Here is a 25,341-nt window from a genome sequence, read left to right on the forward strand (position 1 = left end):
CTCTTAAGGTGTCCTTACTATAATCCCGCGCCAAAATACTTGTCAATCTGCAGTTCCGGCTCCCCGCCGTACAATTCCCGAAGCAGCGTCCGTGCGATCACCCGGTGCCCCGTGGTGTCCGGATGGATACCGTCGCCATATCTGTAAGCGGTGTTCTGCGAGCGCTCATGCCGGATCAGCTCCAGCAGCGGCGTACGCAGATCAATTACTTTGTCCGCAGGGCAGCCCCTGGACAGCAGCCAGTCCGCATAACGTTTCAGCACCTGATCGTAGTCCTTGTATGGCGCCAGATAACTGAAGTCCGCCGCGTCTGCGGGCTGTAGCTCCCCCGTCATGGATAGGGCATCGAACGGTGGAGGTGTCATGAGTACGATCCCGGCTCCAGCTTCACCGACCCGGCTGCTGAGTGCCAGCATACCTGCCTGATAAGCGGCGAACCGCTCTTCCGAGAAGGGATGATAGATCCCGTCATTCATGCCATAGCAGGCTATAACCACATCAGGAGCAGCCTCCGCCATCTCTCTGGCCAGCCGCTCATGCACGCAAGGGCGCGGATTGGGATGCGCTGCTTCGCTCAGACCCGAGACCGTCTCGCTGGGTACTCCGGATGGAATCAGCTCGGCGGTCCACTCCGGCCGGTGCGTGTTCAGCCATTCCCGGATCAACCGGATATATTGTCCGTCAGCAGTAATGCTGTCCCCGAGGAACAGTATCCGAGGATTTCTGTTAGTCAGTGTAATTCTATCTTTAAGTATATTCCGCATTCTTTGCCCTCCTGACCTTGGCACAGGTCTCACTCCCCGGCCGCAGCCGGGCCGGTTCACCCGCCACCCTAATGGTAGCGCCACCTGCGTCTTTGCGCCTTGACGATCCCGACCTTCTTTAGCATAATATGGCCATGACTACCAAAATCCTAGCGCGGGATATCGGCCTTGAGCCGGGTTTTACCTTTAGAATCCAGAAATGCCCGCTGACCCATGATTACTACGTCCACAGCCATGATTTCTCGGAGCTTGTCGTTATTCTGTCGGGACACGCCATACACATCATTGAAGGGAGAGAGGTGCCGGTTAAGGCCGGACAGGTTTTTCTAATCCACAGCAACGTTTCCCATGGCTACAAGAATGTTGACGGAATTGAATACGTGAACGTGATGTTCCAGCCGGAGCAACTGCTCCAGCAGTCCGAGCTGAGGCTCCTGCCCGGCTTCCAGGCCTTATTCTATATTGAGCCGTTCTACCGGAAGGAGATGCATTTCAAGGGGATGCTCTCGCTGGATGCGGGACAGCTCCAGGAAGCTACCCGGCTGCTGGATCAGATTCTCGAGGAGCATGACCGGCAGCCTGAGGGCTACCGGCTGATGATCCGTACCTATTTCACCGCTCTGGTAGGCATGCTCTCCCGCTATTATCAGAACAGCAGCAGTCATGAGGATAACAAGGCGCTGCGGATCGGGGAGACCGTCACCTACATCGAAGAACACTTCCTGCAGCCGATCACGCTGCAATCGATGGCAGACCGGGCCTATATGTCCACCCGCCAGTTCCTGCGGGTCTTCACCCGCAACTACCAGACTACCCCTATGGATTATGTCATCCGTAAGCGGCTGGATTATTCCTGCACCCTGCTGCGCAGCCCGGGCCTGAGCATCTCGCAGGTGGCGATGGACAGCGGCTTCCATGACCAGAATTATTACTCCCGCCAGTTCCGCAAGGTATTTAACTGTAGTCCCAGCCAATACCGCGAGCGGATGCTGGGCTCCTGACCGCTGCCCGGGCAGGCGCTCAGCCCTCCCCCGGACCGGTCACAGCAGCAGCCTCATCCCGCTGGCGCAGCCGCTGCCGGTAGGCTCCCGGAGTCACACCGAACCTGGCGCTGAACAGCCGGGTCATATAGTTAGGGTCCTGAATGCCTACCCGTTCGGCAATTTCCGAGATGCCCAGCACCGTACCCCCCAGCAGCTTCTTCGCTTCTTCCAGACGCAGGTGCAGCACATACTGCAGCGGCGTGGTGCCGATATGCTGCTTCATGCATCTGGTAATATAATCAGCCTGGAAATGCAGTTCCTCCGCAAGTCCCGCCAGATGAAACGGCTCCCGCCAATGTTCCGCCAGATAGGCTGCGGCAGCACGGGCCAGCCGGACCGCCGGCTCCGGCGGCTGAGCCGTATGCTCACATTCCGCCTGAAGCGCCGCCAGCAGACCAGCCAGCAGCAGATGAAGCCGCATGGCATTCTCTGCGCTAAGCCGGTTATGAAGCTCGTTCATCTCCTGCAGGATCGGCTCCAGTCCCTCCAGATCAACAGCTGCGAACTTCGGCAGATACAGCCGCTGCTGCACCGAAGGCTCCTCGTCTTCTACCGTCCCCTTTGCCAGTAGTGTAGACCAGGGGATATCCCCGCGCTGGATATACGCCGGTTCAGGTGGATGAATGAAATGCACCCAGTAGATCTCCGTGTCCTCCCCGCAGGCACGGTATCCGTCATGCGGCAATCCAGCCTCAAGCAGCAGCACCATCCCCGGCCCCACCGCATATTCCTTATCCGCTTCCATCATATAGAGCGTCCCCCGCTTGACCAGCAGCAGATCATATACACCGAAGGTGCGGGCGAAATGCCGGTCCCCCGGCGACCAGACGGCATGTCCCACCGTGACAAACTGCGGCAGCGGCGGAATCGGAAACTCCAGGCATAGCATGATGTCCCCTCCTCTCCTCTTCAAAGTCGGTTTTGTGCTATTTCAAGTCTATATTAACACTGGCTGATCCCGCAATAAAGAGGTACAGTGACTGGGAATCTTCTTTTCATTCCATTCCATAAGGGGTTGTGTATCCATGCGTTTTCGTCAGGTTCATCTTGATTTCCATACCTCAGAAGCCATTCCCGGCATTGGCCGGGACTTCTCCAGAGCCCAGTTCCAGTCCATGCTGCGTACAGGTCATGTAGACTCTGTCACCGTGTTCTCCAAATGCCATCACGGCTGGGCCTATCATCCCAGTGAAGCCAATGAGATGCACCCTGAGCTTACCTTCGACTTGCTGGGTGAAATGATTGAGGCTGCCCATGAGATCGGTGTCCGTACACCGGTGTATTTATCGGCCGGCCTGGACGAGAAACTGGCCCGCCGCCACCCGGAGTGGCTGATCCGTGATGCCGAGGACCGGACCCGGTGGGTGAAGGATTTCATGACACCCGGTTACCATGAATTCTGTATGAACACGCCTTATCTGGACATCCTGCTGGCCCAGATTCATGAGGCGGCTTCCCGCTACGATGCTGACGGCATCTTCCTGGACATCGTTGGTTGCCGTAAATGCCGCTGCCAATATTGCGTCGCCGCTCTGCGGGCCGCGGGACAGGACCCCCGGGATGAAGCCGCCGTCATCGCCCTCGGGGAGCAGACTTACCTCCACTATGCCCGCCGTGTGCGGGAGACTCTGGATGCCGTGAAGCCCGGACTTCCCGTCTACCACAACAACGGTCATCAGCAGCGGGGACGCCGTGACCTTGTGCAGGTCAACACTCATCTGGAGCTGGAGTCCCTGCCCACCGGGGGCTGGGGTTATGATCATTTCCCGCTGTCTGCGCGGTACGTCCAGACGCTGGGCATGGAATTCCTCGGCATGACCGGCAAATTCCATACCTCCTGGGGGGAGTTCGGAGGCTATAAGCATCCGAACGCGCTACGGTTCGAGACCGCGCTTAGCCTCGCCCATGGCGCCAGATGCTCGATCGGTGACCAGCTCCATCCCTCCGGTCTGATGGATGAGGCGACCTACGCCTTAATCGGCGCTGCCTATAGTGAGGTAGAAGCAAAAGAGGAATGGTGCAGCGGGGTCACTGCTGTGGCCGATATTGCCGTCCTATCGCTGGAAGCGGCACGGGAGGCCTGTCCCGGCGGGCAAGCACGCAAGGGAGAGCGCAATCTGGCTGACGCCGGAGCGGTGCGGATGCTGACCGAAGGGCATTACCTTTATGATATCGTAGATACATTCAGCGATTTTAGCGCCTACAAGGTGCTGATTCTCCCGGATGAGGTATCTGTATGGCCTGAGCTGGCCGATGCCATAGAGAGCTTCACAGCTGGCGGCGGCAAGGTGCTGGCTACCGGACGCTCGGGATTGAATCTGGCCGGGGATGCCTTTGCCCTGGACCTGGGAATCAGCTGGCTTGGAGAGAACCCCTACCAGCCCGCGTATTTCAAGCCCTATTTCACTCCTGGTGCGCTATTGCCCGCTTCCTTTGTCATGTATGGCGAAGGCCAGCTAATTGAATTACAGGAAGGTCAAGGAGAGGCGCTCGGACATCTGGAGAACCCCTATTTTAACCGTGACGTCTTCACCTTCTGTTCCCACCAGCACACACCGGGCACCATGGAGAACAATGGTCCGGGGATGGCCGAGAGCAGGAGCGGAATCTATCTCGCCTGGAAGGTATTCAGCGAGTACGCCGAAGCCGGCTCTCTTATCCTGAAGGAGCTGGTGCTGCATGCACTGTCGCGGCTGCTGCCTGAGCCGTCACTGCGTACGGATCTGCCGGCCCGCGGCATAACGACCCTGCAGTATCAGCAGGCAGAGCAGCGTTATGTGAATCATCTGCTCTATGCCGCGCCTGCCCTGAAGGGCCGGATTGAAGTCATCGAGGACCTCGTGCCGCTCCATGATATTACCGTCAGCCTGCGGCTCCCGTCTCCCGGCCCCGTCCACCGGGTCTATCTGGCCCCCTCCATGGCAGAACTGCCGTTCACGTTCAGCCCGGATGGCGAGATTGCCTATACCCTTCCTTACCTGGAGAATCACCAGATGGTCGTGATTGAGCTGGTGTAGATTAGGTCCATTTATAGTAGAATAATAAGAACTATACCATTGCCTAGAATGAGAGGATGACCGGGATGCCTCAGTCCATTGTACACATTGCTCTAGTCGTTAAGGATTATGACGAAGCCATAGAATTTTATACCAACAAGCTGAATTTCACATTAGTTGAAGATCTTTATCAGCCCGAGCAGGATAAAAGATGGGTCGTAGTCTCCCCTCCCGGGTCAGCAGGCACCACCCTTCTGCTGGCCCGGGCGTCGAAGCCTGAACAGGAGCCCTTTATCGGCAATCAGGCAGGCGGACGGGTATTCCTTTTTCTGAACACCGATAACTTCTGGCGAGATTATCATGAAATGGTCTCCAGGGGGATTGAATTCGTCAGAGAACCCAAAGAAGAAGCATATGGAATCGTTGCGGTATTCAAGGATTTGTACGGCAACCTGTGGGACCTGCTGCAGATGAACGCAGACCACCCGATTTCCAAGCGGATACAATGATTGCACAGCAGGCCAACTCATTGAACTCCAAATGTATCTCGCAGATAATTATCAAGAATCTGAAGGGGCTCGTGTAACGCCTGGTTTGGAAACTTATGAGTTACCTTATAGCCTACTCTGTGGGGCACTGACACCGCCAGCTTCTGAAGAACAAATTCTCCCATCCCCTTCATATGGACGCCAATCGAAGCGGGCACAATCGTCCATTGTCTGGCATTCGTCAAAAAAGTAGTGATGAGTCCCGCTGAGTCCAGATGTACACGGGACGGACACAGCGGGTCCCACCACTGGTCATGTCTGAATTGAAACTCCCGATTCCAATTGACGAGGACTTCATGCTCTGCTTCCAATTCTTCCATTTCCACCGTATCTCCAGCCTGCCGCCCTGGCACAGCCAAGCGCAACAGCACCATTTCTTCAGTGAAAAACGGTTGAACAGTAACGCTAGGCGACACAATTTCCCGTACCACAAACGCCACATCCATCTCACGCCGCTCAATACTATCAAAAGCCTCCTGAGTATGCTGCGTACGAATCTGCAATCGGATGGACGGAGTATGCTGATTAAGCATTCTATATACCGGAGGCAAGACAAAGTGGCTTATACTTTCGGCAGCGCTTATGGCCAGACTTAACTGCGAACCATTCGCCTTTAAAATTTGAGTTTCCCTCCAGAGCGCCTCCCATCTTTCCGCAATACTAAAAAAGTTCTCCCCTTTTGGGGTCAGGCTGATTTTGGCTGCCCCTTTTCTTCGCTCCACCAACAGTCCGCCCATCCCTTGCTCTAATGTCTTTAAGCGGTAACTTACCGTTGCTTGTGACAGATGCAGCAGATCGGCCGCTTTACTTATACTCCCAGTCCGTACGATAGCTAAAAACGCTTCTATCCCAGGAAAATACATAGAATACCTCCTCAATATATAGAAAATATTAATATAGTTCACAAAATATTTGCGTTTTACAACATTATTCTTTATGTCTAAAATTATCATTAACACAGACAAGGGGTCAAATAGTCCAGGTTATGAAAAGGTGGTTTAGCTATGAAGGTTCTCATCGTTGGTCATTTTAACGAAACTGCACAATCAAAGATTACCGGGTATTTTCCGCAAGACTGGAACGTTGTCATTGTCCCGCCCGGACAAGATATGCTGCATCACATTGAAGATTGCCAGGTTCTCATTCCTGAGCATATCAAAGTAGACTCTAGCCTGCTCGCCAGTGCCAAAAAATTAAAATTGGTACAGACGGGTGCAGGCTACGATAATGTCGATATCCCTGCCTGTACACAGCTCGGCATTTGGGTGGCCAATGCGGCAGGAGTAAATGCACAGGCCGTGGCCGAGCACGTAATGGCCCTAATGCTGGCTTATTATAAAAACATACCGTTTCTTGATCATTTCATGAAAACCCGGATGGATGAACATCAGTTGGAGTACACAGGGAGTGAACTAGAGGGCAAAACCATTGGGATTATCGGGCTGGGTGCTATCGGAAAAAAAGTGGCTGCGTTTTGCAGCGCTTTTGATATGAATGTGCTGGCTTATGCGAGAAAGACCGTAGTACAGGCTGATGGTTTGATGACAATGACGGATCTCGATAATCTTCTAAGCACATCGGACATCGTCAGTGTACATGTACCCTTGACTGAGCAGACCAAGCACCTGATCAACCAGACGGCACTTCAGAAAATGAAGAGTAGCGCTCTGTTCATCAACACGGCCCGCGGCGGGATTGTTAACCAGACAGATTTGATAGATGCCTTAAAAACCGGGGTTATTTCCGGCGCCTGCCTGGATGTGTATGAATCTGAACCGCTTCCCCTAGACAGTGAGCTCCGCACTCTAAGTAATGTGGTCCTTACTCCCCATACCGCAGGAATGCCTGACGGCCGGAAATTTCACAAAAAAAGATATGATTTCTTCATTAAGAATATACAACGTGTACAAAAAGGGGAAGAACCTGAAAGCAGGCTAAATCAGTTAGTATAGTTTCGGTGCAATAAAAATACAAAAAAAGCTTTATGACATTGTACAAAATACAATGTCATAAAGCTTTTTAATACCGGCGAGAGGACTCGAACCTCCACGGTTTCCCACTCGATTTTGAGTCGAGCGCGTCTGCCATTCCGCCACGCCGGCTTAATATTATGTATATCCACTATGGATAATTAAATTTTAGATGAAATACTCTCAATAAAATAATAATGGCGCGCCCTGAGAGATACGGATGCTACGCATCCGATTGCGAAGTTGTGCTATCGAAGCGTAGGCTCCAACGAACTCGTTCGAATCTGAAGGACACTTTGTTAAATCAGAGAAGTATTAATGGCGCGCCCTGAGAGATTCGAACTCCCGACCTTTTGATTCGTAGTCAAACGCTCTATCCAGCTGAGCTAAGGGCGCAAAATATGGAGCGGACGACGGGAATCGAACCCGCGACCCTCGCCTTGGCAAGGCGATGCTCTACCGCTGAGCCACGTCCGCACACGGTATGTATTCAACTGCTTCAATAAATCCAGGGACTTCTCATCCCTTGCACCAGTAAAATGGCGGAACCGACGGGATTCGAACCCGCGATCTCCTGCGTGACAGGCAGGCATGTTAGGCCAACTACACCACGGTTCCAAGATAAAAGGTTTTAGGGCCCCCGGAAAGTATTCGGAATATGCTACAGAGCATCTCTTCACTTTGTGGGGATTAATTGCGGGGGCAGGATTTGAACCTGCGGCCTTCGGGTTATGAGCCCGACGAGCTACCGGGCTGCTCCACCCCGCGTCAGTAATAAAATATTCTCTTCTGGCTTGCAAAGTCTGCATGGTGGAGGCTGAGGGGTTCGAACCCCCGACCCTCTGCTTGTAAGGCAGATGCTCTCCCAGCTGAGCTAAGCCTCCATCGAAGAAGCAACTTAATGATCATAACACATTTACATGAGATATACAACCATTATTTATTTCCGCTTTAGAGATTAAAGAAGTGAATGGTGACTCGTATGGGATTCGAACCCATGTTACCTCCGTGAAAGGGAGGTGTCTTAACCCCTTGACCAACGAGCCAGATCAACAAGCATTCTTTCGACAACAAAATATATTATATCAAATATATGAGAATAGTGCAACAAGAAACAACATTATTATTAAAAAACTAATGAGCCTCTAGTTCCACTTCAATGCTAACCTGAACAGACGATTCCCGCTCTCACTGTCCTAATCCTGTGTTTCTATCATAGCTATAATAACCTCAGCAACCTGTGAAATCGACTTATACTCCGTATCCACATGATGTTCGAAGACCTTGTTCTTAAGCCCTTTAAGACATCTCTGCATCTGTAGAGCAGCCCAGGAGTCTCTGCCATCTCCACGGCTCTTAAGTCTGTCAAGCAGGGTCTCAGGTGAAGCAAACAACGTAAAATGACGAACTTGCCGGCCCTCACTTCTTAGTCTACCCACTATCTCTATAAAATAATCCGGATCCACTAGAGTCATAGGTACAATAATCGTTCCTTCATACTCTGAGTCAATACATTTAAGCATCGAATAGGTAAACTCGCGCCACAGATAGTGTTTCTGGAAATCATCCTCTGCCATTTCAGCAGGAATATTATCACGGATGTAATAGCCTGCATTCTCCGGATCGAATACATAAGAATCTGGAATTCTCCGGTGGAGTTCAGCCGCCGTCTGCGTCTTTCCCGAACCAAAGGTTCCATTCAGCCAAATAATCACACCCGCACCTCCTTCATATTCAGCTTACCCATAACAAAAAACCACCATTGATAATCAACAGTGGTCTTGTGTGCTTGGCAACGTCCTACTCTCCCAGGACCCTTCGGTCCAAGTACCATCGGCGCTGGAGGGCTTAACGGTCGTGTTCGGGATGGGTACGTGTGGAACCCCTCCGCTATCGCCACCAAACGGGCATTTGAGTATCAAATGCTATTATTCAGGTCTCAGCATCGCCAAATGCTGAAAACAAATCTTCTTTACCGAGCTACTTGAGCTCCATAAATTACAATTTGATTCCTGAAAACTGAATCCGAAACGAATCTGCGTGATAGAAATTTGGATAAGCCCTCGACCGATTAGTATTGGTCAGCTCCATGCATTGCTGCACTTCCACCTCCAACCTATCTACCTCGTCGTCTTCAAGGGGTCTTACTAATTGGGAAATCTCATCTTGAGGGGGGCTTCACGCTTAGATGCTTTCAGCGCTTATCCCGTCCGTACGTAGCTACTCAGCCATGCTCCTGGCGGAACAACTGATGCACCAGCGGTACGTCCATCCCGGTCCTCTCGTACTAAGGACAGCTCCTCTCAAATTTCCTGCGCCCACGACAGATAGGGACCGAACTGTCTCACGACGTTCTGAACCCAGCTCGCGTACCGCTTTAATGGGCGAACAGCCCAACCCTTGGGACCTACTTCAGCCCCAGGATGCGATGAGCCGACATCGAGGTGCCAAACCTCCCCGTCGATGTGGACTCTTGGGGGAGATAAGCCTGTTATCCCCAGGGTAGCTTTTATCCGTTGAGCGATGGCCCTTCCATGCGGTACCACCGGATCACTAAGTCCGACTTTCGTCCCTGCTCGACTTGTAGGTCTCGCAGTCAAGCTCCCTTATGCCTTTGCACTCTGCGAATGATTTCCAACCATTCTGAGGGAACCTTTGAACGCCTCCGTTACTCTTTAGGAGGCGACCGCCCCAGTCAAACTGCCCGCCTGACACGGTCCCCGTACCCGATAAGGGCACTAGGTTAGAACCTAGATACGATCAGGGTGGTATCCCAACGGCGCCTCCGCAGAAGCTTGCGCTCCTGCCTCCACGGCTCCCACCTATCCTGTACAGATCGTACCCAAATTCAATATCAAGCTGCAGTAAAGCTCCATGGGGTCTTTCCGTCTTGTCGCGGGTAACCTGCATCTTCACAGGTATTAAAATTTCACCGGATCTCTCGTTGAGACAGCGCCCAAGTCGTTACGCCATTCGTGCGGGTCAGAATTTACCTGACAAGGAATTTCGCTACCTTAGGACCGTTATAGTTACGGCCGCCGTTTACTGGGGCTTCGGTTCACAGCTTCGGACTAAGTCCTAACCGCTCCCCTTAACCTTCCAGCACCGGGCAGGCGTCAGCCCGTATACTTCGCCTTACGGCTTCGCACAGACCTGTGTTTTTGCTAAACAGTCGCTTGGGCCTTTTCACTGCGGCCCCCTCGGGCTATTCACCCTACCGAGGCACCCCTTCTCCCGAAGTTACGGGGTCATTTTGCCGAGTTCCTTAACGAGAGTTCTTCCGCGCGCCTTAGAATTCTCTTCTCGCCTACCTGTGTCGGTTTGCGGTACGGGCACCTTCTCCTGACTAGAGGCTTTTCTTGGCAGTGTGAGATCATGACCTTCGCTACTGTAATTTTCGCTCCCCATCACAGCCCAGCCTTACGGTGTGCGGATTTGCCTACACACCAGCCTCACTGCTTAGACGGACATCCATCAGTCCGCGTCACTACCCTCCTGCGTCACCCCATCGCTCATAGCGGATTACGGTGGTACAGTAATTTCAAACTGTTGTCCTTCGACTACGCCTTTCGGCCTCGCCTTAGGTCCCGACTTACCCTGAGCGGACGAGCCTTCCTCAGGAAACCTTGGGCTTTCGGCGGATCAGATTCTCACTGATCTTTTCGTTACTCATACCGGCATTCTCACTTGTATACTCTCCAGCGCTCCTTACGGTACACCTTCAACGTATATACAACGCTCCCCTACCCCAGATACAAAGTATCTAGCCATAGCTTCGGTGGTGTGTTTAGCCCCGTTACATTTTCGGCGCAGAGTCACTCGACCAGTGAGCTATTACGCACTCTTTCAATGGTGGCTGCTTCTAAGCCAACATCCTGGTTGTCTGTGCAACTCCACATCCTTTCCCACTTAACACACACTTGGGGACCTTAGCTGATGGTCTGGGCTGTTTCCCTTTTGACAATGGATCTTAGCACTCACTGTCTGACTCCCGGCAAGAAGTAAATGGCATTCGGAGTTTGACTGAGCTTGGTAACCCTTGCGGGCCCCGCACCCAATCAGTGCTCTACCTCCACCACTCCATTCACCGAGGCTAGCCCTAAAGCTATTTCGGGGAGAACCAGCTATCTCCGAGTTCGATTGGAATTTCTCCGCTACCCCCACCTCATCCCCGCATTTTTCAACATGCGTGGGTTCGGGCCTCCAGTGCGTGTTACCGCACCTTCACCCTGGACAGGGGTAGATCACACGGTTTCGGGTCTACGTCCACATACTTAGTCGCCCTATTCAGACTCGCTTTCGCTGCGGCTCCGGCTTCTCACCTTAACCTTGCATGTTAAACGTAACTCGCCGGTTCATTCTACAAAAGGCACGCCATCACCCATAGAAAGGGCTCTGACTTTTTGTAAGCACACGGTTTCAGGTTCTATTTCACTCCCCTTCCGGGGTGCTTTTCACCTTTCCCTCACGGTACTGTTTCACTATCGGTCGCCAGGTAGTATTTAGCCTTAGCAGATGGTCCTGCTGGATTCATACGGGGTTTCACGTGCCCCGCACTACTCGGGATCCGTCTCGGAGAGAATACCATTTCGGCTACAGGGCTTTTACCTCTATCGCGGGCCTTTCCAGACCTCTTCGCCTACCATATTCCTTTGTAACTCCATGTGAGACGTCCCACAACCCCAAGAGGCAAGCCTCTTGGTTTAGGCTGTTCCGCGTTCGCTCGCCGCTACTGACGGAATCACTATTGTTTTCTCTTCCTCAGGGTACTTAGATGTTTCAGTTCCCCTGGTCTGCCTCTGCGTATCCTATGTATTCAGATACGAGTAACTGCGAATTACCACAGCTGGGTTTCCCCATTCGGACACCCCCGGATCAAAGCTTGCTTACAGCTCCCCGAGGCAGTTTCGTTGTTCGCCACGTCCTTCGTCGGCTCCTGGCGCCTAGGCATCCTCCGTGTGCTCTTAGTAGCTTAACCTCGATTTTTCCGTCAGGAAACTATCGGACAATGAATTTCTTCAACGTCTATATTTCCATCAAGATCATCGTAGCATCGCCATTAATTCAAAACTTGTTTACACAAGTTCAGCTTAAAGGAATGTTCTAAAACGCAAATTCGTTTCGGTATCCAGTTTTCAAGGATCAAAGGTAAAGATGAGAGCTTAAACTCTCAAAACTGACCAACGAGTGAGTAACAGGCCTAAACCTGATTGGTTTGGAAGTTAAACTTCCGATTTGAATGTCTTCATTGCAGAAGACGATTCTCCATAGAAAGGAGGTGATCCAGCCGCACCTTCCGATACGGCTACCTTGTTACGACTTCACCCCAATCATCTACCCCACCTTCGGCGGCTGGCTCCCTTGCGGGTTACCCCACCGACTTCGGGTGTTGTAAACTCTCGTGGTGTGACGGGCGGTGTGTACAAGACCCGGGAACGTATTCACCGCGGCATGCTGATCCGCGATTACTAGCAATTCCGACTTCATGCAGGCGAGTTGCAGCCTGCAATCCGAACTGAGACCGGCTTTGCTGGGATTGGCTCCACCTCGCGGCTTCGCTTCCCGTTGTACCGGCCATTGTAGTACGTGTGTAGCCCAGGTCATAAGGGGCATGATGATTTGACGTCATCCCCACCTTCCTCCGGTTTGTCACCGGCAGTCACTCTAGAGTGCCCAGCTCAACCTGCTGGCAACTAAAGTCAAGGGTTGCGCTCGTTGCGGGACTTAACCCAACATCTCACGACACGAGCTGACGACAACCATGCACCACCTGTCTCAACTTTCCCCGAAGGGCACCTGATGCATCTCTGCTTCGTTAGTTGGATGTCAAGACCTGGTAAGGTTCTTCGCGTTGCTTCGAATTAAACCACATACTCCACTGCTTGTGCGGGTCCCCGTCAATTCCTTTGAGTTTCAGTCTTGCGACCGTACTCCCCAGGCGGAGTGCTTACTGTGTTAACTTCGGCACCAAGGGTATCGAAACCCCTAACACCTAGCACTCATCGTTTACGGCGTGGACTACCAGGGTATCTAATCCTGTTTGCTCCCCACGCTTTCGCGCCTCAGCGTCAGTTACAGCCCAGAAAGTCGCCTTCGCCACTGGTGTTCCTCCACATATCTACGCATTTCACCGCTACACGTGGAATTCCACTTTCCTCTTCTGTACTCAAGTCACCCAGTTTCCAGTGCGACCTCAGGTTGAGCCCAAGGTTTAAACACCAGACTTAAATAACCGCCTGCGCGCGCTTTACGCCCAATAATTCCGGACAACGCTTGCCCCCTACGTATTACCGCGGCTGCTGGCACGTAGTTAGCCGGGGCTTTCTTCTCAGGTACCGTCACTCCGGTAGCAGTTACTCTACCGGACGTTCTTCCCTGGCAACAGAGCTTTACGATCCGAAAACCTTCATCACTCACGCGGCGTTGCTCCGTCAGGCTTGCGCCCATTGCGGAAGATTCCCTACTGCTGCCTCCCGTAGGAGTCTGGGCCGTGTCTCAGTCCCAGTGTGGCCGTTCACCCTCTCAGGTCGGCTACGCATCGTCGCCTTGGTGGGCCGTTACCCCACCAACTAGCTAATGCGCCGCAGGCCCATCCCCAAGCAGCAGATTGCTCCGCCTTTCATTCTCTCCTCAGGAGAAGAAAGAAATTATCCGGTATTAGCTACCGTTTCCGGTAGTTATCCCAGGCTTGAGGGCAGGTTGCCTACGTGTTACTCACCCGTCCGCCGCTAAGTTTGAAAGGAAGCAAGCTTCCTCTCAAACTCCGCTCGACTTGCATGTATTAGGCACGCCGCCAGCGTTCGTCCTGAGCCAGGATCAAACTCTCCAAATTGGTATTTAGAAAGAGCGATTGCTCATTTTGAAACATCTGACGAGAATTGTTACATTCTCATTTTTGGATCTCACCGAAGTGATTTCCGATACTCACTCGTTGTTCAGTTTTCAAAGATCAAGCTCGTTGTTAGCGCCGCTTACCGCGTCACCAGCAACTTTTATAATATAACACGTTCATCTTCTGAATGCAACACTTTTTTTTGATGAAGCGAAATCTGTATTCAGCAGAGCAACATGTCCAATCTTCTTGCAAGGCACCCGCCTTGCGACTGGATATATAATATATCATGATATGTACCTGCTATCAACCCTTAATTTTATACCATTTATGAGATAGTCCTATAGCTATGAGATAGTCCTATAGCCTTTCATAGATATCCTATACCAGCCTCTGTACCTGCATAACATTGCCCGAAAAGCACATGCCGGCCCTCATATCTAGCAGGACCTGCATGTGCCACTCTCTCCTAAGGGGACTCCTCTCTTAATTCGGAATCCACGGAGTCTGATTCTTCTTAGCTGTACTAGAACGTCCGCTTGAGTTCGAATGCGGCTTGGCGTGGGCTTTATCCTTGGCAGCAGAACCCTGGCTGGAGGTTTTCGCTTTTGCCGCTGCCGGTTTCGACTTCCCTGGTTTTGTATCCTTTGCTGCTGTGGCTTCAGTGCGCCCCTTATCCGGCAACTCCTCCGCTTCCTCCACTACAGGCTCAGGAATCTGAATCTCGGGTACGCGGTTGTGAGCGAAGTTCTCCATGCCCGGATAAGCAGGATATGGTGGAATGTTAGATACCATAGGCTGTTCATACATGGGTGACACAGCGTTAGGCATGGCATTCATTCCTCCGGCATATGGAGAAACCATCCCCATCTGCGGCGGCATGCCGTATACCGGATACCCGTTATACATCGGCTGCTCATAAGGATAGGGCTGAATCGACATTGCGCCGCACCCGCAGGAAGGCCATGGAAGGTTAACCTGCTCGCTCTGGTACTGCGGAGCAAACGCAGCATTGTCACTGACAGGACTGACTGCAGACATATTCACATTATTATAATCCGGTGCTGCATTAGGATACCACGCTCCCGGATATTGTCCAGGCGGACAAGGATTAACCGGCTGAGCATAGAAAGGCGGGCAGTCCGGCATAAACGCTGCAGGCTGAACATAACTCGGAGCGTTATTCATATTGTTCATATCCATATTGGCCATGGGCTCATATACAGGATACACGGGTGCATAATTCATAAAATACGGATTCTCGCTGAGGCCGGGATAGCCATCGGTCTTTCCCCAGGGCGAGGTTTTACCCTCATCCCAAGTGGCAGGCTGAACCTCTGTCTTATTATGATGCACTTCTTTGGACTTCTCTTCCTGTGCAGGAACAGAGATTTGCACATACAAGCTTTGTTTCTCATGGACGACTTCCTGAACCGGCTTGACTTCCGGCGCTTTGTTAGGTGCAGGGTTAGGTGCAGGAACCGCCAACGGGATAGGGACTGCTTCTGCAGCAGGTGCAGGAGCTGGCGCAGGAGCCGGCTTTTCGATGACACCGGTGTAGGTTTTACCGCCAATCGCCGTTTTATCGACCACTGCCGGTGCGGTTGACTGAGCCTGAATCGGGGTCGTATTAGCTTTTACCGGATCGATGGATTGGGCCTGGATTGGAGAAGTACTAACCTTCTTAGGGATATTCACGACTTCACCTGTCATCAGTGCGTTAGGGTTCTTAAGCTGCGGGTTGGCATCAATCATATCCTTGAGTGTAATGCCCCAAGCCTTGGAGAGCTTCCATAAGGTATCGCCTTGCTTGACTGTGTGCTTATAGTAGATATCGTTGTTGTCCGGAACAGGCAGAGCCACGGGCGCAGCCGGGATCTTAACCTTGTCTCCAACCGCAAGCACATCTGGATTGGTGATTTGCGGATTGGCCTCGATTATTTTTTGCAGCGGCACTCCATACTTCTGTGATAACGCAAACAGCGAATCACCTTGCTTAACAATGTGTATTTTCACGCAGCATTTACCTCCTAAAAGTATCTATTGATCGGCACTGCACCCCGGTTCAGGGATGATAGCCCTCCAGATTCGGTAGTTGCGGTACAGCCGCCTCCTTCGTTACTACATCTTATGCAGCCCATGGGCGAATGACATCCCTATATGCAAAAAAAATCCTTCCATGCTTGGCATGAAAGGATTTTTCTCTATTCGCTCCCGGGAAATTAATGTACTATTCCCAAACCTTATAACCGTCTTTATCAACCACATTGCGGAATTCTTCCAGCAATTGCAGGGTAATCGGCCCGGCCTGGCCGGAACCGATGACTCTGCCGTCGATCTCACGGGCAGCAATAACTTCAGCCGCTGTTCCGGTGAAGAAGACTTCATCGGCAATATAGACATCATGCATGGTGAACGGCTCTTCCTTCAGCGGCAATCCCAGCTTCTCACACAGCTCAATGATCGCCAGACGGGTGATTCCCTCCAGGGCGCCCAGGTAACAAGGTGGTGTATAGACTACGCCTCTTTTGATAATGAAGATATTATCGCCGGAGCCTTCGGTTACATAGCCCTGAGCGTTCATCATGATCGCTTCATCGGCTTCCGCCAGATTCGACTGAATCTTCACCAAAATATTGTTCAGATAGTTCAGCGATTTGATCTTAGGATTCAGGGCATCCGGGAGATTGCGGCGCTGGGAGACCGAAACGGCACGAAGTCCATTCATATAAGCCTGCTCCGGGTAGATGGCGAGCTGCTCCACAATGATGATTACACTTGCTTTGGGGCAGCGGCGCGGATCAAGACCCAGGTTGCCGGGACCGCGTGATACGATCAGCCGGATGTAACCGTCCCGCATGTCGTTCAGGCGGATTGTCTCAGCCATAGCCTCCAGCATCTCATCATAGGTCAGCGGAATGTCCAGCATAATCGACTTTGCCGAATCATACAGCCTGTCCAGATGCTCCTTACACTTGAAGATATTGCCGTTATAAATACGGATACCTTCAAAGATTCCGTCTCCATATAAAAAACCGTGATCGAATACGGACACCATTGCCTTGTCCTTCGTTACATGTTGTCCATCCAGATAGATCCATTGCTCAGCCATGAACTTACTGCACCTCCGCTTTCTCTTCCTCATAGGTGTATGTGGGATAGGACCCCAGAATCCGTACCTGACAGCCCAAGGCTTTGATCTCTTCGATCGCACCCGGGAGCAGTACCGATTCTATCGGTTCCAGCACATCAATATAGAAATAATAAGTACCCAGCTTCTTCTTCGTCGGCCGTGATTCAATACGGGACAAGTTCAGCTTACGCCAGGCAAAAGCAGCCAACACCTGATGCAGGGCACCAGGGAAATCCTCAGGCAGCGTAACAAGAATACTCGTCTTGTCTCCACTGCTCTTCTGCGGAAGCTCCAGCTTCTGCGGGCCCACCAGGACAAACCGCGTGTAATTGTTATTATGGTCTGTAATCTGGCGCTCCACAACCTCGAGTCCGTGCGTAGCGGCTCCAAGCGCGGTACCGATGGCAGCCCAGCCTTTGCCGGGATTGCCTTTTACAATCTCCACCGCTTCAGAGGTGCTTCCCACAGACTCCAGCTCAGCCCAGGGCATAGCCTTACGGATAAACTGCGTGCATTGCGCCATAGCCACCGGATGGGACAGAATCTTGACAATCTTCGTATAATCCTTGTCCCCGTTCTCCTTCGTGAATTCCTGCGGACAGCTGATCAGATTCTGTATCGACGGGAAAATCCACTCCGCCTGCATCGGCAGGTTCACTTCATTAATGAGCCAGTCGATATGCAGGCTGACCGAGCCTTCTATCGTGTTCTCAATCGGAATGACACTGTAATCGGTAACTCCGCCGGCCGTGGACAGAAAAACATCGGATATGAGCTTATGATGCTCCAGTTGAACAGGGTTACCGCCAAATAAATGCAGCAGCGCTTCATGCGAGACGGAGCCCTGGGGCAATAACGCTATTGATTTCATGGCTGTAATTCTCCTTTTATCATATCCAAAAATGATTCGTTTTGCATCCCGTTTCTTTCAAGCAGCTCTGCCGTGACACCAGTGGTGCAAGGAGGCAGCCATAAGGTACGGGCAGAGATTCCGTTCTCCTGCATGGTCTCTGTCAAAAACAGCTCCAGCTCCTGCTTCCGCTGCTCGCTGCGGTCCACCATACATAACAGAGTCGGGCCTGCACCGCTAAGCGCAATCCCCAGCGCGCCGTGGCCCGGAGCTTCAGCCAGCAGCTTCTCCATCCCCGGCACCAGCGGTGCGCGGTAAGGCTGATGCAGCCGGTCCTGCATCGCTGTGCCAATCAGGTCCAGCCGCCCTGCGGCTAACGCTGCGGTAAGCAGCGAGGTGCGGCTGATATTATGAACCGCATCGCTCATGGTAATCTCCGCAGGCAGCGCCTCTCTGGCCTTGACGGTCTCCAGCTCGAATTCAGGAATGACCACCAGGAATTCCAGCTCCTGCGGCGGCTCGATCCGGATATAATCGGCATGCTCGCCGTCCCATACGGCCGTAATAATTCCCCCGAACAGCGAGGCTCCGACATTGTCGGGATGCTTCTCTATAGCTGTAGCCATATCGAACAGCTTCGCCTGACTCAGCGGTGAACCTATCATAGCATTCGCCGCAGCCAACGCGCCAATAATGGCCGTAGCACTGCTGCCAAGCCCGCGGGTGAGCGGGATTTCCGAATACATGGAGATGGACAACTCCGGAACCTGAACCCTGGCCTCTGCAAATACCATTTGTGCAACCTTGTAGAGCAGATTGCTTTTATCCCGGGGAACTCCAGCCATCTCATCTCCATACAGATGAAACACCGTTTCAGCAGCTTCCTCCATTTCAATCCAGGCATACAGCGACAGAGCCATGCCCAGCGTATCGAAGCCCGGACCGAGATTGGCGGTACTCGCAGGGACCTTCACTCTAGACCTTCCGTAAATACTCATGGCGGGTAAATCTCCTTCGTTATATTTGCGCGCAGGGCCCTGTGTTCCAGGGAACCCGCGATATTTAGCCTTCTACACGATAATGGCTTTTGATGCGGTGAATGACATTCAGTTGCTCCAGGTGGCGCAGCACTTTGTTCATACTGGCTCTGCTGGCGTTATGCGTTACAATAATAATTTCGGCGTCCGGATTATTAGGATTGGCCTGCTGCACCACAGAATCCAGGCTGACATCATATTCGGCAAACACCTGGGTAATCTTCGCAAGGACCCCGGCCTTGTCGTCGACATGGAGCAGGAGGAAGTTTTTGTAATAAATATCCTCGTCGCTCTTCAGCTTCTTCTGCTTATACGGCACAATTTGCTTAAGCCCGTTGACACCCAGCTTCAGGTTCTTAATGACCGCCACCAGATCCGCCACAATCGAGGTTGCCGTAGGCATCGCCCCTGCCCCCGCACCGTAGAACATCGTCTCACCTACAGCTTCACCATATACATATACCGCATTAAACACGCCGTTCACGGAGGCAATCGGGTGGTTCGTACGGATCATCGTAGGCTGAACGCTAATGCTGAATTCTTCATCCTGGCGCTCAGCGATTCCGAGCAGCTTCATCTCGTACCCCAGCCGTTTGGCAAAAGCCATATCCTCCTTGCTGACGCCGGAAATCCCGCTTACACTGACGTCGCTCAGCTCCACATTGGTCCGGAAGCCCAGCGTGCCCAGAATGGCCATCTTGCGGGCCGCATCCAGTCCCTCCACATCGGAGGTCGGATCAGACTCGGCATACCCCAGCTCCTGCGCTTCCTGCAGTGCGTCCAGGTAAGACGCGCCTTCCTGGCTCATTTTGCTGAGAATGTAGTTGGTTGTCCCGTTCACAATCCCCATAATCTTCATAATCTTATCCGAGGAAAAGCCTTCGATCAGGGTGCGGATAATCGGAATGCCTCCCGCCACACTTGCCTCATAGAACACATCACACTGCTTCTCCTGCGCCTTCGCCAGAATCTCCGAGCCGTGCAGGGCCATCAGATCCTTATTGGCGGTTACGATATGCTTGCCGCGCTCCAGCGCCTCCAGAATGTATTCCTTCGTCCCCGCGATTCCGCCCATGACCTCAACAATGACATCAATCTCCGGGTCACGGATAACGGCCCACGGATCATCGGTTATCTTGGACGGGTCCACTTCAATATCACGCGGCTTCTCGGTATTCTTCACGGCAATACGTTCAATCAGGATCGGCGAGCCCACCTGGCTGCTCAAATCCTCCTGATTTCCTTCCACAATACGGACAACGCCCGTACCTACAGTTCCCAGACCCAGCAGACCTACTCTAACCGGCTTCATTCGTATTCTCACCCCTGACCAATAATTAACGCACGCTTCACACCGGGAATTGCCTTGAGACTGTCCAGCAAGTCGCCCAGCTCTTCATTCAGGTGGGAGATCTCAACAGAGATCACCACGTTGGCCCGCCCCTGCAGCGGGATACTCTGATGGATTGTCAGCACATTCGCCCCGTGGACAGCCACGGAACCGAGCACCTTGGACAGCATGCCGGATTCGTGCTCCAGATCAATCGAGATCGTCACAATGCGCTCGCGCTCCAGCTGATGAATTAAGTGTATCCCATCTTTGTATTTATAAAAAGCACTGCGGCTAAGCCCAACCTGTTCCACGCCCTCGTGTACGGTTTTGGCATCTCCTGCTTCCAGCAGCTGTTTGACCTGCATGGTCTTCAGCACCGCATCGGGCAATATGTCCTCCCGGACCAAATAATAGCGTTCTTTCACGAACGTCCTCACCCCAAAGACTTTTGTATGTACATAGTGGACATTATACGGGATTGAAGGCTTTTATGGCAATAACTTTCTGCAAACAGCGGAAAAGGCTGTTCCCCTATCATCTAGGAGGAACAGCCTTCACTACAGAAATGAAAACAGTTGTACTTGCCGCGCATGCTCAGCTGTAAGCAAGGGTTGTCCCGCAGTAATCACAGCTTGTGGACTGGTTAGGAGCTACTGTATTCTGTGCCCCGCAGCCCGGGCAGCGTACCGATTTCGGCAGTTGCTGCGGACCGCGCTGCTGATGTTGCGGTCCGCCGGCAGGCGGCGAGAACGGAGATGACGCCGCCTGGCCTCCCTGCGCCGCCGGAGCTGCTTCATCCGCCCCTTCTTGAAAGAGGAGGCCGGAGTCCAGCACCCCGTACTTCTGCAGATAGAGAAGGTCTCTGCTCACATCACCTTCACTTTGCCCGGTACGGTCCGCCAGATTCCCGGTATAGCGGACTCTCTCCACTGTGATCAGTTGTACATACTGATTGGCGAGCTGCGAGAAGCGGAATCTGGCTTTGGCTGCGCTCCTCGCAAATACGGCCGCAGGCAGAAGAGAAACCAATGCGCAGAGGATTAGCATAGTAATCAGCGTTGCCGCGTCAATCCCGTCTTCACTGAAGATGGAGTAGACGACAATTCCCATCAACTGCACGAAGCCGCCCACAAACACATGATGCATCAGACTATAATTGACTGCCTTGCGGTAATTTTTATAGTGTGTACTCAGCATGCGTACCAGCGCAAGCACAAACCCTAGCGGCATAAACAAATATCCGGCACCGATAGTTACAATATCAAAAGTAGTCCGCTCATACTTAGGCAGACTATCAGAGGGCTGCCCTTCCCGGCCCGGCAGTAGTCTGCCTGGCTGATTCCCTATCCCCATTGCTGTCTACTCCTCCTATTTAAGCCCCGCCAGCTCCAGGTTACGCCGCTGGAGCGTGCCGGCAATACTCTCGGTTAATTCCTCTGTCTCCGTGTCCCAGCTGGCCGGCAGCTCCTTCAGAACAAGCAGCAGAGCCACATGGTCATGCAGCAGAGAGATCTGCTGCCTAATGATGTCTTCGGTTGCATACAATCCGGGTCTCGATACCGGGTCACTGTAGCGGAACTTCTCCTCCAGAGCCTCAATCAGCTCCACCAGTCTGCCTGCCTCAGGATGCTTCCAGGTACCTGCAATCCCTCTGATCTCCTGAAGCTCCTGCATGTGAGTACGCAGGCTCCGCGAAGCGTCCGCAGCCCTGCGCTCCCCGGAGGCGGCATTCCAGCCATATCCCGCTGTAGCTGCAAGCACGATCACAGCCATAATCAGGATAAGCAGCTGCTCTCCAGCATACCAGAGCGGGCTCAGCTCCAGAATCCAGTCCAGCAGAATAGCCGAAGCTAGTACCGCAGCCAGATAGAAGGCTATAATTACAACTCCGCTGATGAATACTGGCGAAGTCCTGCCTGCTTCAGGAGCACGGCGCAGCCATAGCATACAATATAGGTAAACCGCAGTCTCTGCCATACCTACAGCGAGCAGAGTCACTACGAAGCGCAGCAGCGATTCCGAGAATCCAAATGTGAAGAAGGTGCCCGCAGTAACTGCCAGAACAGCAACATAAATGCCAGTGACAAGACCCGTATATGACCTCTGCCTCTGCATTCCGCTCACCCGTTAGCCGCTCTGGTACCGCACTCTGGACAGAATTTCTGTCCGGGCTTCAGCTCATGCCCGCAGCCTGCACATTTCAGGATCAGGCCTTCTCCGCAATGAGGACAGAATTTGGCACCAGGGATGACCGCCTTGCCGCAGCTAGGACATAGCTTATTCTCCGCTTCCGGCGGCGGTTGCAGACTGCGGCCGCAGCCGGTACAGAAGCGTGCATCTGCCGGATTAAGGGTTCCGCAGCCCGAGCAGGATTTAGAAGCAGCAGATGCCGGCTGGCTGCCCGTACTGCCGTCCAGGGACATGCTCCGGGTCATCCGGGTGGCTATCTCAGCCGCAGGTCCGGCCAGCCCGAAGCCCATGCCGAGCCCCAGCCCCGCATTCATCATGCCCACGCCTGCGTTGCCCGGATTGCCTGCGGCCTCCTCCATAGCATCGAAGCTACGTTCCTGCTGATAGGTGAAGCCGATAATGTCCATCTCCGCCTTTTTGGCCAGGGCTTCCTTCAGGCGCTGCGTTGCCGGATCATCATCGGGAATATTGATCGAGTCAATATAGAAATTATTAAGTTCAATACCGCTGTCCAGGAACGAGGAGGCCAAGCGCCCCTGAATATGCTTGGAGATTTCAACCACGTAGGCGTTGATCTCCAGGATGCTGATTTTTTTGTGCACCAGATAAGAAGAAATGAGTTCATTGATATTAGACATCAGCAGGCCGCGGAAATAATTAATCATCGTATCCTGATCGAAGAGCGGCAGCGTTCCTACCAGCTTCAGCAAGAATTTGCGGGGATCTTCGATCCGCACGCCAAATTGCCCGAAGGCACGTACTGCGACCATGATCTTGTATTTAGGGTCCTGTAGCTGCAGCGGTGCACTAGTCCCCCACTTCACATTCATGGAGTTCAGCTTGTTCACAAACCATATCTCTGCGGTGAACGGTGACTTGCCGCCGAACGGCAGGTTCACCACATTCGACAGAATCGGAATATTCGCTGTGCTTAAAGTGTGGCGTCCGGCTGTGAAGGAATCCAGTGCCTCTCCACCCTTGAACAGAATCGCTTCCTGGGATTCATTTACGATCAGCTGTGTCCAGGTCCCCAGCTCCTGATTCGGATACTTCCAGGCGAAGACACCCGGAGGTCCGTCATATTTGACTACTTCAATAATTGCCATCTGTCCATTCCCTCTTTCCTGACAGGTATGTATGATATACGCAGATTACACCCTTTGGATTCAACTTAACATCACTTATATAATGATTGTAGTAAATTAATCCAGATATATAAAGAAAACTTTATTAATATAAATGGCTAAACCCTCTGTGAAGCCCACCTGACTCCCATTAAAAAAGGCCGCATCCCCCTCTCGGAAGATACAGCCGGTATACTTGCTTCTCTATTAATAGTAGCTGCTGTTCTCGACAAATTCGAATTCAAAATCAGCAATGCGCACGATTGTGCCTTCGACAGCGCCGCGTCTGCGCAGCTCGGCATCCACACCCATGTGACGCAAAGTACGGGCCAGCCTAAGAATGGCATCATGTGTGCTTAGCTGCATTCTCTTAATCATCCGCTCAATGCGCGGACTGTTGACTACAAACGCCTCGTTGTCACGGGTAATCGTGAATGAGTTATCCTCTTCTGCTTCCAGCTTATACACCTTGCGCTCTTTGCCAGCCACTTCTTCAACCACCGGAGCCACAGGAATACTGTCAAGAATATCTGTAGCACGGTAGAGCAGCTCCTGAACGCCCTGACGTGTCAGGGAAGAGATCGGCATAATCTCAAGGTCCGGACGAAGCTCCGCGATACGCTCACGGAAAGAAGCCAGGTTCTCCTCGGAATCAGGCATATCCATCTTGTTCGCCGCCACGATCTGCGGACGGTCAATCAGCGCCGCATTGTATTGCTTCAGCTCATCGTTAATCAGTACCCAATCTTCAAAAGGATCGCGGCCTTCCGAGCCGGACATATCCACGACATGAATGATGATACGCGTGCGTTCAACGTGGCGCAGGAACTCATGCCCCAGGCCCACTCCTTCACTCGCGCCTTCAATCAGTCCAGGCAGATCCGCCATTACAAAGCTGCGGCCATCCCCGACATCAACTACACCCAGATTCGGGGTAATGGTGGTAAAGTGGTACGCTCCGATCTTCGGCTGGGCAGCAGATACGACCGACAGCAGCGTAGATTTACCTACGCTAGGGAAGCCTACAAGGCCTACGTCGGCCATGACCTTCAGCTCCATTACGATGTACCGCTCCTGGCCCTCTTCCCCATTCTCAGCCAGCTCCGGCGCTGTATTGTTCGCCGTCGCAAACCGGGTATTCCCCCGGCCCCCCCGGCCGCCGCGGGCCACTACAACCTGTTGTCCATGACGGGTTAAATCGGCAAGGATCTCCTGGGTATCATCATCAATCAACACGGTTCCTGGTGGAATCCGCACGATCATATGCTCGGCGTTTGCCCCGTGCTGGCTCTTGTTGCGTCCCTTAACTCCCTTATCGGCCTTGAAGTGCCGCTGATAACGGAAATCCATCAGAGTCCGCAAGCCTTCATCCACGCGGAAAATCACATCTCCCCCACGGCCGCCATCGCCGCCGGCAGGACCGCCATCCGGTACATATTTCTCCCGGCGAAACGCTACGAGACCATCTCCGCCGTCTCCGCCTTTTACATAAACCTTAGCCTTATCTACGAACATAAATGT

At 52.7% G+C, this 25,341-nt stretch carries 18 protein-coding genes, 7 tRNA genes and 3 rRNA genes; 4 read left to right on the forward strand and 24 right to left on the reverse strand.

The features are described 5' to 3' along the window. Positions 1-17: 17 nt before the first annotated feature. Positions 18-764 carry an SGNH/GDSL hydrolase family protein gene (locus NSS83_RS11930; RefSeq protein ID WP_341348300.1) on the reverse strand — a complete coding sequence of 249 codons (747 nt, stop codon included), beginning with the start codon at positions 762-764 and terminating at the stop codon, positions 18-20. 134 nt (positions 765-898) lie between these two features. On the opposite strand from NSS83_RS11930, the gene NSS83_RS11935 reads away from it, so the two are divergent. Next, complete coding sequence (locus tag NSS83_RS11935; RefSeq protein ID WP_341184307.1) at positions 899-1,765, forward strand: AraC family transcriptional regulator; 867 nt, start codon at positions 899-901, stop codon at positions 1,763-1,765. Between the two features lie 19 nt (positions 1,766-1,784). Here NSS83_RS11935 and NSS83_RS11940 read toward each other — a convergent pair whose 3' ends face one another. Then, positions 1,785-2,696, reverse strand: coding sequence for an AraC family transcriptional regulator (locus NSS83_RS11940; RefSeq protein ID WP_341184306.1), 912 nt, complete (start codon positions 2,694-2,696; stop codon positions 1,785-1,787). A 136-nt stretch (positions 2,697-2,832) separates the two neighbouring features. Here NSS83_RS11940 and NSS83_RS11945 point away from each other — a divergent pair, with 136 nt between their 5' ends. Both NSS83_RS11945 and NSS83_RS11950 read left to right on the forward strand, forming a co-directional pair. After that, a complete protein-coding gene (locus NSS83_RS11945) occupies positions 2,833-4,824 on the forward strand; it encodes an alpha-amylase family protein (protein ID WP_341184305.1) in 1,992 nt (663 codons plus the stop codon). Between the two features lie 65 nt (positions 4,825-4,889). Then, complete coding sequence (locus NSS83_RS11950) at positions 4,890-5,312, forward strand: VOC family protein (protein ID WP_341184304.1); 423 nt, start codon at positions 4,890-4,892, stop codon at positions 5,310-5,312. 17 nt (positions 5,313-5,329) lie between these two features. Here the strand turns inward: NSS83_RS11950 and NSS83_RS11955 are convergent, their stop codons facing one another. Further along, positions 5,330-6,214: a LysR family transcriptional regulator gene (locus NSS83_RS11955; protein WP_341348301.1), complete on the reverse strand. Its 885-nt coding sequence runs from the start codon at positions 6,212-6,214 to the stop codon at positions 5,330-5,332. Positions 6,215-6,355: 141 nt separating this feature from the next. Here NSS83_RS11955 and NSS83_RS11960 point away from each other — a divergent pair, with 141 nt between their 5' ends. After that, entirely contained in the window at positions 6,356-7,303 is a 948-nt protein-coding gene (locus NSS83_RS11960) for an NAD(P)-dependent oxidoreductase (RefSeq protein ID WP_341348302.1), read from the forward strand. A gap of 71 nt (positions 7,304-7,374) precedes the next feature. On the opposite strand, the gene NSS83_RS11965 is transcribed toward NSS83_RS11960, so the two are convergent. The 21 genes from NSS83_RS11965 to obgE all read right to left on the reverse strand — a co-directional run bounded on the left by NSS83_RS11965 (position 7,375) and on the right by obgE (position 25,335). Further along, positions 7,375-7,453 (reverse strand) — tRNA-Leu (locus NSS83_RS11965). Between the two features lie 187 nt (positions 7,454-7,640). Continuing rightward, positions 7,641-7,717: transfer RNA gene (locus NSS83_RS11970), tRNA-Arg, on the reverse strand. Positions 7,718-7,723: 6 nt separating this feature from the next. Continuing rightward, positions 7,724-7,798, reverse strand: a tRNA-Gly gene (locus tag NSS83_RS11975). 63 nt (positions 7,799-7,861) lie between these two features. Further along, positions 7,862-7,939 (reverse strand) — tRNA-Asp (locus NSS83_RS11980). Between the two features lie 76 nt (positions 7,940-8,015). Further along, positions 8,016-8,089: transfer RNA gene (locus tag NSS83_RS11985), tRNA-Met, on the reverse strand. A gap of 40 nt (positions 8,090-8,129) precedes the next feature. Beyond that, positions 8,130-8,205, reverse strand: a tRNA-Val gene (locus tag NSS83_RS11990). An 87-nt stretch (positions 8,206-8,292) separates the two neighbouring features. Continuing rightward, positions 8,293-8,367: transfer RNA gene (locus NSS83_RS11995), tRNA-Glu, on the reverse strand. A 150-nt stretch (positions 8,368-8,517) separates the two neighbouring features. After that, positions 8,518-9,036 carry an AAA family ATPase gene (locus NSS83_RS12000; RefSeq protein ID WP_341184301.1) on the reverse strand — a complete coding sequence of 173 codons (519 nt, stop codon included), beginning with the start codon at positions 9,034-9,036 and terminating at the stop codon, positions 8,518-8,520. A 72-nt stretch (positions 9,037-9,108) separates the two neighbouring features. Beyond that, positions 9,109-9,225: ribosomal RNA gene (gene rrf, locus NSS83_RS12005) — 5S ribosomal RNA — on the reverse strand. Between the two features lie 147 nt (positions 9,226-9,372). Continuing rightward, a 23S ribosomal RNA gene (locus tag NSS83_RS12010) occupies positions 9,373-12,299 on the reverse strand. 293 nt (positions 12,300-12,592) lie between these two features. Next, positions 12,593-14,153, reverse strand: a 16S ribosomal RNA gene (locus NSS83_RS12015). The 16S, 23S and 5S rRNA genes sit together here, the layout of an rRNA operon. A 486-nt stretch (positions 14,154-14,639) precedes the next feature. After that, positions 14,640-16,169, reverse strand: a complete 1,530-nt coding sequence (locus NSS83_RS12020; RefSeq protein WP_341184300.1) for a LysM peptidoglycan-binding domain-containing protein — start codon at positions 16,167-16,169, stop codon at positions 14,640-14,642. Between the two features lie 214 nt (positions 16,170-16,383). Beyond that, positions 16,384-17,265: a branched-chain-amino-acid transaminase gene (gene ilvE / locus NSS83_RS12025; RefSeq protein ID WP_340752117.1), complete on the reverse strand. Its 882-nt coding sequence runs from the start codon at positions 17,263-17,265 to the stop codon at positions 16,384-16,386. A gap of 4 nt (positions 17,266-17,269) precedes the next feature. Continuing rightward, entirely contained in the window at positions 17,270-18,157 is an 888-nt protein-coding gene (pheA, locus tag NSS83_RS12030) for a prephenate dehydratase (RefSeq protein WP_209877018.1), read from the reverse strand. Then, positions 18,154-19,134, reverse strand: a complete 981-nt coding sequence (gene thrB / locus NSS83_RS12035; RefSeq protein WP_341184299.1) for a homoserine kinase — start codon at positions 19,132-19,134, stop codon at positions 18,154-18,156. Before thrB ends, pheA begins: the two co-directional genes overlap by 4 nt. A 64-nt stretch (positions 19,135-19,198) precedes the next feature. Next, a complete protein-coding gene (locus NSS83_RS12040; protein ID WP_341184298.1) occupies positions 19,199-20,485 on the reverse strand; it encodes a homoserine dehydrogenase in 1,287 nt (428 codons plus the stop codon). Positions 20,486-20,493: 8 nt separating this feature from the next. Continuing rightward, positions 20,494-20,931 (reverse strand): ACT domain-containing protein, encoded by a 438-nt coding sequence (locus NSS83_RS12045; protein WP_036698990.1) that lies wholly within the window; start codon positions 20,929-20,931, stop codon positions 20,494-20,496. Between the two features lie 169 nt (positions 20,932-21,100). Continuing rightward, entirely contained in the window at positions 21,101-21,859 is a 759-nt protein-coding gene (locus NSS83_RS12050; RefSeq protein WP_341184297.1) for a hypothetical protein, read from the reverse strand. A gap of 15 nt (positions 21,860-21,874) precedes the next feature. Continuing rightward, complete coding sequence (locus NSS83_RS12055; protein ID WP_341184296.1) at positions 21,875-22,621, reverse strand: hypothetical protein; 747 nt, start codon at positions 22,619-22,621, stop codon at positions 21,875-21,877. A 5-nt stretch (positions 22,622-22,626) separates the two neighbouring features. Next, positions 22,627-23,802, reverse strand: a complete 1,176-nt coding sequence (locus NSS83_RS12060; RefSeq protein WP_341184295.1) for an SPFH domain-containing protein — start codon at positions 23,800-23,802, stop codon at positions 22,627-22,629. 225 nt (positions 23,803-24,027) lie between these two features. Then, the gene (gene obgE / locus NSS83_RS12065) at positions 24,028-25,335 is read right to left on the reverse strand and encodes a GTPase ObgE (RefSeq protein WP_341017233.1); all 1,308 of its coding nucleotides are present in this window, start codon (positions 25,333-25,335) and stop codon (positions 24,028-24,030) included. Between the last annotated feature and the right edge of the window lie 6 nt (positions 25,336-25,341).

This window comes from Paenibacillus sp. FSL H3-0469 (genome assembly GCF_038051945.1).
Taxonomy (GTDB): domain Bacteria; phylum Bacillota; class Bacilli; order Paenibacillales; family Paenibacillaceae; genus Paenibacillus_AQ.